We start from the raw sequence: 14174 nt of genomic DNA, 5'->3' as shown, positions 1-14174 counted from the left end.
ATGGATCGAAAACCGGACTTAGTACGAATCAGCGGTGTGGAATTGCACCTCGGCATGCCGGACGAACTCAACGTGAGCTGGGTTGGCCAGGAAGAAGCCATGCGCCAATTGCTTGCGGCCTGGCTGGTGCTGGACGAGCATGACCTCCCGATGAGCCCGCGGCTGATTGGCAAGCCGGGCGTGGGCAAAACCTCGCTCGCCTGGGCTGCGGCCGAGCGCCTGGGGCAGGATGTTTATATCATGCAGGCCACGGTCGACACCCGGCCGGAGGACCTGATCGTAACTCCAGTGCTCGAAGGGCAGGGTCAGTTGCGCTATGTCGCCTCTCCGCTGGTCACTGCCATGATTCGCGGCGGGGTTGCGATTCTTGACGAAGGCAATCGCATGAGCGAGAAGAGTTGGGCCAGCCTTGCTCCCTTGCTCGACACCCGGCGTTACGTCGAATCAATCATTGCCGGAATCAAAATCAAAGCGCATCCCCTGTTTCGCTTTGTCGCGACAATGAACGATGACGCGAGCACCTTTGACTTACCCGAGTACATCCAGAGCCGTTTGCAGCCGCAGATCCTGCTCGATTTTCCGGAACGCGAAGAAGAACTGGCCATTCTCCGCGAGAACCTCCCCTACGCAGACTCGCAGATTCTCGAGTACGTCACGGACTTTCTGCAGCAGGCCCACAGTGCCGAAGAGCGCTTCTCCATTCGCGATGGCATCAACATCATTCGCTATGCGCTGAAGCTCCGGAGTGCGAGTGCGTCGGAGTTGGAGGCGCGCATTGCGCTCCCTCTGGCGGTAAAGACCATCCTCGGCATGGAAGCCATGCGCTATGTCCGCGGCGCCTGAAGAGTTCCCCTTCGATTTCAGCAGCCTGCAGCGGGGGCGATTTCGCTATTTCCCTGTTGCTCCCGGCCGCATGGAATTTGCCATGGAGGTACGCCGGGCGCTGCTACGCGAACGGCCCCCGATTGTCGCCATCGAGTTACCGTCTTTCTTTGCACAGAAGCTGCACGAAGGCGCGGCGCGTCTTCCTGAGATCAGTGCTCTGGTCTATCCCGACCGTCTGAGCGAGAAAGACGATTCCGGTTCCGCGATCTACTTTGTTATCGAGCCTTGCGATGCCTTTGTCGAGGCTTACCGTACGGCTTATGAGATTGGCGCCGAGATCTTGTTGATCGATCCGGCGGTCGGAGAGCGTCCTCATCTGCCGGACGACTATCCCGATACTCTCGCCATCCAGAAGATCGGCCTTGAGCGTTACATCGAAAGCTACCGGCTCTTTCCGCAAAGTCGGAATGATGAAGTGACTGACTTTGCCTCGAGCATCGCCTGGAAACTGCAAGGCGCCGACCCGCTTCGCGACGTCTTTGTGGTGGTCTCCTTGAACATGCTGGACCCCCTACTCGATGCGATGGAGCTTCCTCAGGAACCACCCCGCCAGCGGATGCCGATTGAGTTTGTGGAGTTAGTCAACGTGCATCCGGATTCGCTCGGCGAAGTGCTGGTCGAATACGCTGCATTGCAGCAGCGCTACGAGTATTGGCGCAAGCAGATGTCCGATGTCCGGCTGGTGGACCGGCCTGTGGCGCAGTATGAAACCTTCCGTGCCGCCGAAGTGGATTACGAGAAGAACACGGGCGATAAGGTGCTGCCCTATCAACGGAAGCTGATCGCAAAGTTCACCCGGAACCTGGCGCATGTTTCGGGGGCCCTGGTGGCGACGCTCTATGAGATGACGATTGCCGCGCGGGCGATTGTCGATGACAACTATGCCTGGGAGTTGTGGCAGGTGGGCAGCCGCTATGGTTTCCAGCGCCAGACCTCCACGCCGGAAACGCTGCGGCTGAGCGGTGATGAAGTGTTCTTTCGTACGCGCAAGTTGAAGCTGCGGCGCAGACTACCCCGGCCCAAGCAGCGGCTGAAGCCGCGCGGCCTCAAGGAGCATCGCAAGGAGGACAAGCCCGGCGAATGGGCGCGGCAGTTGAATGGCAATTCGATCTGTTCCTATCCCCCGGAAGATCTCGTCATCGAGGACTTCGGGCGGATGCTCAAGAAGAAGGCCCATTCGATTCTGACCGAAGAGCGCTCGCGCATCGAGCCCTTCCAGTCTTCTCTGCTCGACGGCATCGATCTGCGCGAGACCTTGCGCAATTGGCACCAGAAAACGATTTACGTTCGGAAGTTGGAGCGTGCCGCGGGCGACGTCAACAGCATTGTGGTGATCTTTGATGAGGATTCCGATGGCCGCTACGGCTATCTCACCACTTGGCTCGGCGAACACCAGAATGAAAGTGACATGGCGTTCTATTCCACCGAACCCTTCGCTCATCTGGTGGGGCCGGGAATTGGCCGCGCCGAGTATGGTGGCTATATGATGACGCTGCCCTCCCGGCGGCTTTGGGATGTCTGGAACGACCCGGACTACGACTTCACCGAATCGAAGGCAGAACGCCTGCTGATGGCGGCTCTCGACTACTCCACCAGCCGTTACGTCGTCTATGTTGCCCCCAAGCCTCCGCGCTCGATCTTCCGGTCGATCAGCAACCAGCTCCGACGCCAGATTCTCTACATCCCCCTGGGTCAGATGTCGCCCACCCGGATCCGGAAGCTGCGCGTGGTCCATGTCCTCGACGGCTACGAGCGGCGGGACACGGCAAAAGACTATATCTGGTGATCCTCAAACATCGCGTAATGGCTCTCTTCCATCCCGAGCTTGCGATACACCTCTTGTGCCGCCGCGTTTGTTTTCTCGACATAGAGGCGGAAGCCGCAGCAGTTCCCCTCCGCACGGGCTAGCTCTTTGACCTCTTCATAGAGCGCCCGGTAGACACCCTGCCCGCGATGCTCCGGCAGCACATACACGCTCTGGATCCACCAGAACACCTGGTTCCGCCAGTCACTCCACTCGTAGGTGATCATGAGGCCGCCAGTCACTTCTCCCGCGCGCTCGGCCATTACATAGAAGCCATATTGGGGCTGGGCAAAGAGTCCCTCGACGCCTGCGCGGATCTTCGCCTCATCGAGCTGCAGTTGCTCGGTTTCCCAGGCCATCGCGACGTTGAACTGGACCAGGGATGGAGCGTCTGCTGCTTTAGCCTTGCGGATGGTGGTAGTGGAGGATGGCATCGAGAACTCCTTGGGTTGTGTGAGGATTCGCTTCTACCGTCGGCTCGATGCCGTGCATGCGCATCGTCTCGGTTGTGATCGGACCAATGCTTGCCGTTTTGTATCGCGAGATCACGTCCGGCTCGTTCAGCGCCAGGAAGTTCTTGACGGTAGAGGAACTGGTGAAGGTGATCCAATCTGCCTCGGGAGCGGGTCCGGATGCGGGCACGATCGTGCGATAGGCCTCGACAATGGTGACGATGGCTCCCATCGCGCGGAGCGCGTCTGGTACCGTGTCGCGGGCAATCGCAGCACGCGGAATCAGCACTTGCTGGCCCTGCATCGGATGGGATGCGAGTGCGGCGGCAATACTTTCAGCGACGTACTCCGCCGGCAACACGTCCACCTTCAGATGCATGTCTGTGAGCGCCTTCCGCGTCATGGGGCCCACGGCGCAGAGCTTCGCGCGCAGGCTGCGCAGATCGTGTGGCGAGACCGCCAGCCGCTTGGCAAATGCCTGCACGGCATTGGCGCTGGTAAAGATCAACCAGTCGAACTTCTCCAGTTCTCCGATAGCCCGGTCGAGCGGGTCAAAAGAGAACGGATCGGAAATCTCGATGGTTGGGTATTCGATAACCTTCGCTCCGAGTGCGGCAAACTTCTGCGCCGTGTCTGGCGATTGCGCCAATGGCCGCGTCAACGCAACGCTGACGCCATGCAGCGGCAACTTTTCAAACCAATTCAAGCGTTCGCTCAAGGCCGCGACGCCGCCGATGTAAAGGATGGCGGGCGATGCAATCTTCTGTGCGGCCAGGCTTGCGATGGTGCCAGTGACGGTCCGTTGCTCGCCTCGGGTGGCCCAGCTCACTGCTGCCGCGGGTGTGTCTGCCGCGCGGCCTGCCGCAATCAAGGCGGCGGCCAGTTCCGGAAAATGGAATGCACCCATGAAGATCACCAGCGTATCGACCCCGGCCACCTTGGGCCAATCGATCGCTGCCGGATGATGGCCGGTCACAAACGCGACGCTGCTCGCATAGTCGCGATGCGTCAACGGAATGCCGGCATAGGCAGCCGCGCCAATGGCCGCAGAAATCCCCGGCACCACTTCAAAGGGCACTCCGGCCGCAGCTAGTGCTTCGCATTCCTCGCCACCACGGCCAAACACGTAAGGGTCGCCGCCCTTCAGCCGGACGACGTGTTTGCCCGTCTTCCAATGCTCGATCAGCATCTGCCCGATTTCATCCTGCGGAAAGCTATGATCGTCGCGGCGCTTGCCGACATAGATCTTTTCCGCACCCCTCGCTAAGCGCAGCGCTTCTGGGCTGGAGAGATGGTCATAGAGGACGATGTCGGCCGATTCCAGAAGGCGTTTGGCCTTCACAGTGAGCAACTCTGGATCTCCGGGGCCGCTCCCTACGAGATAAACCTTCAACCGAGCACCTCGCGTGCACCGCGCTCGATTAGAGCGGCGGCCACCGAGCGGCCGAGGCTTTCGGGCTCCATGCCGCTTTCCGCATGGCGGATCAGCACTTGTCCGTCGGGGGAAGCCACTACGGCTTCCAGATGCAACTGCTCGCCACGCCAGGAGGCATAGGCTCCCAATGGAATCTGGCAGCCGCCGCCAAACTCCCGCAGGCAGGCCCGTTCGGCACTGACGGCTGTGAAGGTCGGGACGTGCGTCAGAATCGAGGTGAGCCGGTCTCCGGCGCGCGCTTCAATGGCGAGCGCACCTTGGCCAACGGCGGGACAGAGGCGCGAAGCATCGAGCCGCTCTGCGATGCGTGAGGACCAGCCCAATCGCTTCAATCCGGCACAGGCGAGCACGATGGCCTGGTATTGGCCTTCATCCAGCTTGCGCAAGCGCGTGTCGAGATTGCCGCGAATCGATTGGATGTTCAGATCGGGCCGCAGCGCTTTCAATTGGGATTGCCTGCGCAGAGAACTGGTGCCGAGCACCGCTCCGTAGGGCAGTTCATCAAAGAGCATGCCGACGATGGCATCGAAAGGATCTTCCCGCTCTGGCACTGCCACAATCTCCAGTCCCGGAGGCAGCACTGTCGGCATGTCCTTCAGGCTATGAACCGCAAGATCGATCCGGTTCTGCAAGAGCGCGTCTTCCAGTTCTTTGGTGAACAAACCCTTGGTCGAGGTTTCGGCGCCCAGCTTTGCCAGCGGGACATCGGTGATCTTGTCGCCCGTGGTCTGGATCACTTCAATCTTCGACTCATGGCCATGCGCCTTCAATAAGCTCTGCACGTGGCGTGCCTGCCACAGTGCGAGCATGGATCCCCGGGATCCGATGGTAATCATTCGTGTGTCTCCAGACGGAAGACGCGGCGCAGCGTTTCGATCAGCGCGGTCGGGTCCCCTTGCGCGCCTTGGCGGCGAAGTTCCGTGATCGCCCCATGCGCCACCTTGTTGATAATGCCACGCGTGATGGCTTCGATGGCTTCCTCCTGGGCGCCGCTCATGGGGCCCAGCTTCGAGCGGTAGCGCTCGAATTCCGCGGCGCGTACTTCTTCGAGACGTCCCTGCAGTGCGACAATGGCGGGCGAAACTTCCCGTTCTCTCATGCGGCTCTCAAGCCAGGAAATCTCTTCTTCAATGATGCGCGCGGCATGTTCGGCCGCTACCTCGCGGCCTTTGACGTTCCGGTCAACCACCTTCTGCAGGTCGTCGATGTCATAGAGAAAGACGTTGTCGATCTCGTTGACATTCGGTTCCACGTTACGGGGGACTGCGATATCGACAATGAACATCGGCTTGTTGCGCCGTGCCTTCATCACAATCTGCATGTCTTCGTGGGTGAGAATCGCGTCCCGGGAACCGGTGGAAGTGATCACGATATCGACGGTCGGCAGCGTTTGTTTGAACGCCGCAAAGTCGATGATCCACCCGTCGAAGAGGCGAGCCAGTTCGACGGCCCGGTCATAGGTCCGATTCGTGACATAGATTTGCTTCGCGCCGGTATTGCGCAGATGGCGGGCCGCCAGCTCGCTCATCTTGCCGGCTCCGATCAGCATCACTTTGCTGCCGGCCAGATTGCCGAAGATCTCGCGCGCCAGTTCGACGGCGGCATAGCTGACGCTGACCGCGCTTTCGCCGATCTCTGTCTCCGAGCGCACCCGCTTGGCCACATGAAAGGCGCGGGTGACCACTTGCTCGAGATTGCTATTCACGGTGCCGAGTTCTTTGGCCAGCGAATAGGCGTCCTTCAGTTGTCCGAGAATCTGGGGCTCGCCCACCACCATCGAATCGAGGCTGGCCGCGACACGGAACAGATGCCGTACGGCGTCCCGGCCTTCCAGCTTATAGAGGTAGGGGTCGACGGTCTCGAGGCTCATGCTGCTCTGCTTTTCGAGAAAGTGATGCAGCGCGCCATTGAGATCCGCTGATTCATCGAGCGATAGCGCCAGTTCCACGCGGTTGCAGGTGGAAAGAATGAGGCTTTCCTGTACCCCCTGCTGGTGATTCAGGTCGGTGAGCGCCGCAGGCAGTGCCGGGGCGGAGAGCGCGAATTTCTCCCGTACCTCGACAGGCGCCGTGCGATGGCTCAATCCACAAATAGCAAAGCGGCTCATCGTTCGAGGGTCGTCCTCAGACCGATGTGGGCTGCCCAGGTGACCGCCGAGAAGCCAAGCAGGCTCAGCGCCATGAACGCCGTCTTACGCCCGCGCCAACCTTGGCTGGTTTGCAGAAAAATCATGCTCAGATAGAACAGCCAGGTGAAGAGTCCCAGTTGGACATTCGCATTGCTCATCCAGCGGGTTCCGCTTTCGACATAGGCCCATCCTGCTCCCGCCATGACGCCGAGCGTCGTAAAGACGAAGCCCAGGCCCATGGCCCGGTTGATCAGGCTGTCCAGCGTGCGCAGGGCAGGCAATCGCGAGACCCCGGCAAGGTCCTTTTGTTTCAACTTGCGCTCCTGAATGAGGTAGAAAATGGAGGCTCCGGCGGTAATGCAGACACTGGCGATTCCGAACAGGATCAGCGTCACGTGGATGATGAGCCAGGCATCGCGGACCCGCGCGTTGGCCCAAACGGTGATCGGGCTTTCCGTCGAAGCGATTCCGGTGAGCAGCGAAACAACGGGAAACAACAGGATTCCCAGCGAGAAAAAGCTATACCGCCAGTAGACGAACAGGTAGAGAAGCGCGAGCAGAAAAGCGAACATGCTCACCGACTCAAAGAAATTATCCACCGGAAGATGGCCGACACGGATGCTCCGCTCCACGATCGAAACCATGTGGAGAACGGTGCCGACGGCAAAACTGCCCAGCACGGCCAAGCCGGGGGCGAGCGGAGCGTCTGCCTGGCGAGTCCGGAGGAATGGCCAGAGGGTGCGGAACAGCCCCGCGGCGTAGAGAATTGCCGCGATTCGCAGCCAGAATAAGCTCAAGTCCGGCATTACCTTCAGTATAAGGTTCCGTTCCTAAAGATTCCCGAACCTGGGCCGAATAAGAAAGAGGGGAGCTTGTTTTGAGTGCAGGGATGAAACCAGAAGTTCAAATTGAAAATGGCAGCGAACGTGCACTTGAGGACAAAGTGACCTTGCATCCTCTCAACTATGGCCGCCGGATCCTGGGTTTGACCATGGAGCCGCGATCCATGCGAACCGCCCTTGACCCCAAGCGCACCGGCAAAGACGCTTCTTATTTGGAATACCGCTTACGCCAGTTGGTCGCCGGGCAAGAGGACGCCATCAGCCAGATCGTAAACATGTTCCAGATGTTTACCACCGGGCTCAATGCGCCGGGCCGGCCCATCGGCAGCTTCTTGTTTCTCGGGCCCACTGGAACGGGCAAAACCCGTTTGGTTGAGGCTGCGGCAGAGTGCTTACTTCGCCGGCCCAGCCCGATTATCAAGATTGATTGCGCGGAATTCCAGCACAGCCACGAGATCGCCAAGTTGATCGGGAGCCCTCCTGGCTATCTTGGGCATCGCGAAACCCACCCCATTCTCAGCCAGGAAGTGCTGAATCAGTACTGGACCGATGAGGTGAAGCTCAGTTTTGTTCTCTTCGATGAGATTGAGAAGGCGAGCGATTCCCTCTGGAATCTGCTGCTCGGCATTCTCGATAAGGGGGTTATGACGCTGGGGGACAATCGGAAAGTGGACTTTTCCCGGGCCATGATCTTCATGACCAGCAATCTGGGGGCTCACGAAATGAACCAGATTGGGAATCCTAAAATGGGATTTGCGCAAGCCTTTACCGGCCAGTCTCTCGACGCGGCGGTGCAGGACGAAAAGCGAAACCGGACCGGACTTGAGGCCGCCCGGCGTAAATTCACCCCGGAGTTTATGAATCGTCTGGACAAGGTGGTGGTCTTCAAGAGTCTGTCGGACAAGGACCTGCGGCGGATTCTCGACATTGAATTGGCGATCTTCCAGCATCGCCTGCTGGCCGGGGTGAACCAGAAAAAATTCGTATTCGGGGTCTCTGACGAAGCGAAGGCCTTCCTCTTGGAGCAGGGGCTGGACCCCCGTTACGGCGCCAGGCATCTGAAGCGAAGTATGGAACGCTTGCTGGTCCAACCCTTGTCGAACCTGCTGGCCACGCAACAGATTGAAGACGGCGACTGTCTGCGCATCGACTACGATCCTCTGGAGCGCGAACTCACCTTTACCAAAGAAGCAGAAGGTCTACCGATCGGCACGATGTTCGACATGATCGACACCAGCGTACCGGTGCAACTTGGGACTCTGGCGGCCGCAGTCGCAAATGAGCAGCCGAAGTACTCTTCGGCTGCCGCAATGCAAAAACAACGATCCCGAACTTAGGCGGCGCACTCGGCGCGGCCCAACTGGAGGCTAAACGCGTCGCTGTCGCCCCAGTCGAGGTACATGTCGGGTTCGAGCTCCATCGGCTTGGCCAGATCGGCGGTAAGGGCACGGAAGGTTTCCACCTTCTGACGAATCACGTATTCGCGGAAGCTCTCATTCGCTTCGCGATTCGCGATGTAGTGATTCAGCGTCCGGTTGATGGCCTCAGGGATGGATTTCGCCGGAAGGCTCTGGATCGTAAAGCCATACTTCAGCATGCCGTCACGATCTTTTCCGCCGCCGAGCAGCATCTGGTAATAAGGCACTTCCCGGCCGGCAATCTTGCGAACGTTCCCAAAGAATCCGATGTCGCCGAGCCAATGCTGGCCACAGGAATTCGGGCAGCCACTGGCCTTGATGTGCAGCTTGCGCACCAGCGCATCCGGATGATTCGAGAAAGCCTGGCGAATGGCTTCGCCCAGATTCATGGTCTTCGTGATGCCGAGATTGCAGCTCCAGGCACCCGGACAGGTGACGACGTCGTCGATCTCGTCTGCACCGGCTTCCGCCAGTTTTGCCTGCTGGAGCAGCGCATACACTTCGCGAAGGCGATTCTGTTGTACCCAGGCAATCTGTAGATTCTGATCGATCGTGATCCGAATCACGCCATCTCCGGCAGCGCGTGCAATCTGAGCCACCGCGCGCATTTGCGCCGAGCTCATATTGCCCTGCGGCACCTTCACGGTGACAACCACATTTCCGGTCTGCCGCTGGGGCATGACATTGGTGCGGAGGAAGCGCTCGTAATCGGGAGGAAGGTCGGGCAACACGGTCAGCAGCGATTCGCGGCCCAGCGCGCGGGGTGTGCTGGAAAACGCACCAAAGCCTTCCGGGACAGACTCGGGCGGCGTAATGCCACCATTGGCGAGAATGTCGGCGTATTCCTTCTCCACCTGTTCCTGGAACCAATCCCAAGTCCGTTCGCGAACGATAAACTTCAGCCGCGCCTTGTGCTTGTTCTTGCGATTGCCATACTTGCCAAACACGCGAAGCACCGCCTCGCAGCGATTCACCAGGCGTTCTACCGGCAGAAATTCATCAAGAACCTGAGCCTCGCTCGGCAGCGGGCCAAGACCACCAGCGGCCACAACGCGGAAGCCGCGCTTGCCATCGCGAATCTGCGCCGTAAAGCCCAGATCATGAATTCCGCCCATTGCGCAATCCTTGCCGCAACCGCAGAACGCAATCTTGAACTTGCGCGGCATGTTGTCGGTCAATTCCTGATGCAGAAACGCGAAGGCTGCCTGGCGCAGATACGGCGAGATGTCGAAGACCTCGTCCACACTGATCCCAGTCAGCGAACAGCCCGTGATGTTGCGCACCGTGTTGTAGCAGGCCTCTCGCGTCGTCAAGCGGACGGCGGCCAACTCACTCAGTAAATCCGGCACTTCCGGCAGTGGGATGAAGTGGAACTGCATATTCTGCCGCGTCGTGAGATGACCTTTTCCAGCGGCATACTTGTCGGCAATGTCTGCCATGCGCTCCATTTGTTCTGAGGTGGCCAATCCACCGGGAACCTTGGTGCGGATCATCTGCGTATTCGGCTGCCGCTGACCATAGACGCCGCGACGAAGTCGGAACGCCCGAAATTCGTCATCGGTGTATTTGCCAGCGAGATAGTCGTTGACCTGGGTACGGAATAATTCGATGTCAGCCTGGACGGTCTGGTCAAACTGAACTTCGACGGGCGAGAGAACTTCCATAAATACTATTCTCCATCGAGAATACTATGATTTGGGGGCGGCGTGGCGGAACCCTCTCCAAAAGCGAAGTTTTCCACCACGCCACGCCCGGCTTTTTAGGGATTGTATTGCGCCGGATAACGCAGCATGGTCAGATGCCGGATCGACACGGAATCGGTGCCGCTTGGGCTCGACGCCAGATATCCCCGCAGCGAAATCTTCGTGCTCGCATCCAAAGTGAGCACGGGTGGAACACTGATCACCTCACCCTTAATGGGAGAAGCAGAGCCAAAACTAGTCGCAGTCCACGACGTTTTGGCGTGCGTGATATCGCCACCCACCCCGGTTGGGTATAGGGTCGCAAACATCTGCACCTGTCCCGCTGTTTCGCTGGCTGTAAAGGTCCGCGTCCAGATCGGAGTGACGTTCGTTCCCACGCGTACCTCAATTGTAAAGTCTCTCGCTGTGCCGGTATGCTCGAAGTTGAAGGCAATCTCCAAGCGGTCCCCGGAATCGAAGAATGCGGGTGGAATCGTATAGGAGCCCAGCTCGGCGGTGGCCGTCGCTGTAGTGGAGCCGCCGCTCACACTGCAAAGCACTTGTGGCAGCACATGTGTCTGGAATGCTTCGTAGGACTTTCTCGCTCGCTGTGAGCTGTTGTACCAGAAGTCTCCATTCGCCGGTGCTGTCGGATCGGGCGAGATCCCAGGATCGTTCCAGGAGGCGGTGGTGGCCGTTGTCGCTGTCTTCAGCCGGGCGACGGTCAGGGTGCCATCTGATGCCATATTGGCAACCTGGCTTCCCGCCGCGCTCAACCAGCGCGTCAACGGAGTGGACGTCTGTGCGGCGTTCCCCTGAATGGTCAGGCTTGCACCCGGTGCGGCAGACCCGATGCCCAGACGCTTATTGTTCGCATCCCAGAACAACGAGGCATTGTCCTGCGACAGCGCCTGGCCGGAATTCACAAACGGAATCGAACCGCTGGTCAGGCCTGTGAAGAGGCAGGTATTCCAAACTGCGTCGACGCCATTCGAGACCAGACAGCGATTGGCCGCTCCCAATGGAAGCCGCATCCACTTTGTGGTTGCTCCTTGACCCACCAGAAGATCACCTCGCTGTACGCTTTCGGCGAAGGTATCGGGATGCGTTCCACTCAGGAGATTGTGCGGTGCGGTGCCCACGGAGCCAGTCCGGTAGTAGGCCCGCAGTGTATCTCCAGCCTGAGGCGCCACCCCTGACAGAAAGGTAATGGTGGAGGTGCTGAGCGAATAATCCACGCCCGGGCTTAACAGGATTCCGTTGAGGTAAATCGATAGGGCCGTCGCGGGCGACGGGGTTCCCGCCAGTGTAAAGGTCTGATTACTCCCGTTGATTGTTCCGGCGGGCGTTTCTCCATCGACAAAGGATCCGGCCGTATCGGACCCGACACTTCCTTCTCCGCCTGTACCCTCTCCACCTGTGCTGGTATTGGACACATAGCCACCCGGGAGCAACACCGCACGAATCTCGCGCAACTTCAGATTGCTGGTGGAAGGAGGGATATTCCAAACCTCCGTAAACAGCACCCGGCCCCCGCTCACGTACTTCACTGAGTAATAAGCGCGGCTGGCGGCTGAAGTGGGCACCAGCTTCACCTGCAATAGCCCATCCACAATCCGCACCACCTTGTCGTACTGTCCAATCACCGACCCATTCGGCGCATCGAAACTTTTCCACTCCACATAGGCCATCCCGTTGAATCGTGTGCCATCGGCGAGATAAACCATGTCTTGAATCGACGTCAAACTCGGCTGTGCAGGGCTCACTCCACACCACGCGAACAATGCAGCAAGCACCACAACAGCCACTCGAAACCGCTCAAATCGAATGAAACCCAAACTCATACATTTTTCTTCCTTCCGGTAAGGCGGCCAAAAAGAAAGATGGCGGCCGCATTCCAGCGACCGCCACTTCGATTCAAGCTCTACCTCGACTTGCTTGTTAGTTTAGGAATGCTCTCCCCTGCATTCGAACCACCCTTTCTTACCTCCTTTCTGGCAAGTCCTTGATAAGGAATGAGTTAAATCGATAAAATTTTTCTCAAAAATCCGTGACCGGAGAAACGCAAGCCTGGCTTAAGGCTTGATATCGACATCGAGCCGTAGCAGGCGAGTGACATCAATCGGGGTGTTGTCGCCCAATTCGTGATTCGTTCCCACCACCTGATCCGTGCCATTGACCCGGTAAAAATAGTTCGACTGCGCCTGCACATTCACCTGCTGCCCGGTTGTGGGATCCTGCATCCGGTACTGCCCTGCGAGATTGTCGCCCACCAGCCGCGAATGGCGCGCATTTGATTCCGAACGTTCCTGCAGCGTCTTAGCCCAAACATCCTGGATCGCGTGGAGGGCATCCATTCCTTGCTTGGCTTCGATGGCCTGCATCCGGTACTCGCGCATCACCCATTGTGAATTGGCCCGGTTGGAATTCACCATCTGCTGGGCCACCATGGCTGCGGTCCCCGTGCTTTCGGCAGGGCTGAGATAGCCTGTGAGCGAGATGACATTCCAGAAGGACGCCCCCATCATGCCTCCACTCATCTCGGTCGTCACTACGACGTAGCCTTGCTTCCCCTGATATTCAAACTCCACCTCACCGCAGTCCACCCGCGCACGATTTGGGTTGCCATTGCGATAACGCAGCTCTGCAGTTTTTGCCGTCATCTGCGGCAAGTTCTGGGCACTGCTCATCCGGGCGCCCGGGAAGCGCCGGCCGACATAATACTTTGCAAACTCCGCACCCGGCAGATAGCGCAAAACGGAGAAAACCGTTGCTCCCGAGGGATTGTAGGTGCCGCCTTCGCGAACGCCAAACTGGGCCATCTGTGGGGTCGGTGTCAAAAAGCGGCCGATATTTCGATCTCCCTGGAATACGGCGATCTTGCCGTCCGGCGACTGGGTGCGCGCCTCATGCCGGTAGTCCCCGACCGTCGGCCGGTAAGTTCCCGCCTCGTTCTGCCAGCCCACCGGCATCTCTGTGGAGAAGGCCTGCTCCCGGACATCCGCAACACGCTGGAAAGCGATCGATGGCGGTTTCGACCCACTTGCCGGCGTAAACCGGAAAGATTGCAGCACCTCGATCAATTGGGGCAATCGTTTGGCGAAGACCGCGCTTGGTGCGGCTGCCGTCATCAGCGTGGCCACAGAGCCTCCGGCGGCGAGCAGGACCCGAGCCCGCAGGTCTGCGGTGGACAACTGTGCTGCGGCCAGTCTCGAATCGGTGTCGCGGGCGAGCGCGAGGACCGGCCGCTTGAGCAGCCCCACGGCTCCTGTCTGTGCGAGCGATTGCAAAAGTTGCGCTGGTTTGAGTCCACGCGGATTGGCGATGGCTTCGATTGCAACAAACTCGCCGGTGCCTGAGGAGACAAGAATCCGGCCGTTGTTTTGTTCCACTTTCCATCCCGGCGGCGCCTTCACGGTAAAGCCATCGGCAAGCGCCATCGATGTGGCTGACATCCAAAGCACGGTGGACAAGAGAGGTTTCATATGCTGCTATCGAAAGCAGCGTCAAACGGAAGAAAAGCGCCTC

At 58.9% G+C, this 14174-nt stretch carries 11 protein-coding genes; 3 read left to right on the top strand and 8 right to left on the bottom strand.

The features are described 5' to 3' along the window. Together M017_RS0103630 and M017_RS0103625 are read left to right on the top strand one after the other, a co-directional pair. Complete coding sequence (locus tag M017_RS0103630; protein WP_031495871.1) at positions 1–843, top strand: AAA family ATPase; 843 nt, start codon at positions 1–3, stop codon at positions 841–843. Then, positions 827–2671: a TraB/GumN family protein gene (locus tag M017_RS0103625; RefSeq protein WP_051669478.1), complete on the top strand. Its 1845-nt coding sequence runs from the start codon at positions 827–829 to the stop codon at positions 2669–2671. The genes M017_RS0103630 and M017_RS0103625 overlap by 17 nt, the downstream gene beginning before the upstream one ends. Here M017_RS0103625 and M017_RS0103620 read toward each other — a convergent pair. From M017_RS0103620 to M017_RS0103600, 5 genes are read right to left on the bottom strand one after another with little or no spacing between them, the layout of a single operon-like run. Further along, positions 2659–3123 carry a GNAT family N-acetyltransferase gene (locus tag M017_RS0103620; protein ID WP_031495868.1) on the bottom strand — a complete coding sequence of 155 codons (465 nt, stop codon included), beginning with the start codon at positions 3121–3123 and terminating at the stop codon, positions 2659–2661. The two genes, M017_RS0103625 and M017_RS0103620, sit on opposite strands and share 13 nt — an antisense overlap. Next, positions 3089–4534: a uroporphyrinogen-III C-methyltransferase gene (gene cobA, locus M017_RS0103615; RefSeq protein WP_031495866.1), complete on the bottom strand. Its 1446-nt coding sequence runs from the start codon at positions 4532–4534 to the stop codon at positions 3089–3091. The genes M017_RS0103620 and cobA overlap by 35 nt, the downstream gene beginning before the upstream one ends. Beyond that, the gene (gene hemC / locus M017_RS0103610; RefSeq protein WP_031495864.1) at positions 4531–5412 is read right to left on the bottom strand and encodes a hydroxymethylbilane synthase; all 882 of its coding nucleotides are present in this window, start codon (positions 5410–5412) and stop codon (positions 4531–4533) included. The genes cobA and hemC overlap by 4 nt, the downstream gene beginning before the upstream one ends. Next, positions 5409–6683, bottom strand: coding sequence for a glutamyl-tRNA reductase (gene hemA / locus M017_RS0103605; RefSeq protein ID WP_031495863.1), 1275 nt, complete (start codon positions 6681–6683; stop codon positions 5409–5411). The genes hemC and hemA overlap by 4 nt, the downstream gene beginning before the upstream one ends. Beyond that, on the bottom strand, positions 6680–7510 hold the full coding sequence (locus M017_RS0103600; protein WP_031495861.1) for a cytochrome C assembly family protein: 831 nt from the start codon (positions 7508–7510) through the stop codon (positions 6680–6682). Before M017_RS0103600 ends, hemA begins: the two co-directional genes overlap by 4 nt. Positions 7511–7593: 83 nt before the next feature. Between M017_RS0103600 and M017_RS0103595 the strand changes: the two genes are divergently transcribed. Next, positions 7594–8883 (top strand): AAA family ATPase, encoded by a 1290-nt coding sequence (locus M017_RS0103595; protein ID WP_202901610.1) that lies wholly within the window; start codon positions 7594–7596, stop codon positions 8881–8883. On the opposite strand, the gene M017_RS0103590 is transcribed toward M017_RS0103595, so the two are convergent. The 3 genes from M017_RS0103590 to M017_RS0103580 form a co-directional block, all read right to left on the bottom strand. Then, the gene (locus M017_RS0103590) at positions 8880–10628 is read right to left on the bottom strand and encodes a nitrite/sulfite reductase (RefSeq protein ID WP_051669477.1); all 1749 of its coding nucleotides are present in this window, start codon (positions 10626–10628) and stop codon (positions 8880–8882) included. The two genes, M017_RS0103595 and M017_RS0103590, sit on opposite strands and share 4 nt — an antisense overlap. Before the next feature lie 95 nt (positions 10629–10723). Continuing rightward, a complete protein-coding gene (locus M017_RS0103585; RefSeq protein ID WP_162179825.1) occupies positions 10724–12490 on the bottom strand; it encodes a hypothetical protein in 1767 nt (588 codons plus the stop codon). A gap of 231 nt (positions 12491–12721) precedes the next feature. Next, positions 12722–14131, bottom strand: coding sequence for a hypothetical protein (locus M017_RS0103580; RefSeq protein WP_155121218.1), 1410 nt, complete (start codon positions 14129–14131; stop codon positions 12722–12724). Positions 14132–14174: the final 43 nt, after the last annotated feature.

Origin of the sequence: Bryobacter aggregatus MPL3, assembly GCF_000702445.1 — a bacterium.
Lineage (GTDB): Bacteria > Acidobacteriota > Terriglobia > Bryobacterales > Bryobacteraceae > Bryobacter > Bryobacter aggregatus.
Note: the sequence above shows the minus strand (reverse complement) of the source record. Positions and strands in the feature narration are given on the sequence as shown.

What these genes read in the sequence shown, in the direction of transcription:
- M017_RS0103625 (WP_051669478.1), top strand. Translation starts at nt 827, where the DNA reads ATGTCCGCGGCGCCTGAAGAGTTCCCCTTCGATTTCAGCAGCCTGCAG.
- M017_RS0103630 (WP_031495871.1), top strand. Translation starts at nt 1, where the DNA reads ATGGATCGAAAACCGGACTTAGTACGAATCAGCGGTGTGGAATTGCAC.
- hemC (WP_031495864.1), bottom strand. Translation starts at nt 5,412, where the DNA reads ATGATTACCATCGGATCCCGGGGATCCATGCTCGCACTGTGGCAGGCA.
- M017_RS0103580 (WP_155121218.1), bottom strand. Translation starts at nt 14,131, where the DNA reads ATGAAACCTCTCTTGTCCACCGTGCTTTGGATGTCAGCCACATCGATG.
- M017_RS0103600 (WP_031495861.1), bottom strand. Translation starts at nt 7,510, where the DNA reads ATGCCGGACTTGAGCTTATTCTGGCTGCGAATCGCGGCAATTCTCTAC.
- hemA (WP_031495863.1), bottom strand. Translation starts at nt 6,683, where the DNA reads ATGAGCCGCTTTGCTATTTGTGGATTGAGCCATCGCACGGCGCCTGTC.
- M017_RS0103595 (WP_202901610.1), top strand. Translation starts at nt 7,594, where the DNA reads ATGAAACCAGAAGTTCAAATTGAAAATGGCAGCGAACGTGCACTTGAG.
- M017_RS0103620 (WP_031495868.1), bottom strand. Translation starts at nt 3,123, where the DNA reads ATGCCATCCTCCACTACCACCATCCGCAAGGCTAAAGCAGCAGACGCT.
- M017_RS0103590 (WP_051669477.1), bottom strand. Translation starts at nt 10,628, where the DNA reads ATGGAAGTTCTCTCGCCCGTCGAAGTTCAGTTTGACCAGACCGTCCAG.
- M017_RS0103585 (WP_162179825.1), bottom strand. Translation starts at nt 12,490, where the DNA reads ATGAGTTTGGGTTTCATTCGATTTGAGCGGTTTCGAGTGGCTGTTGTG.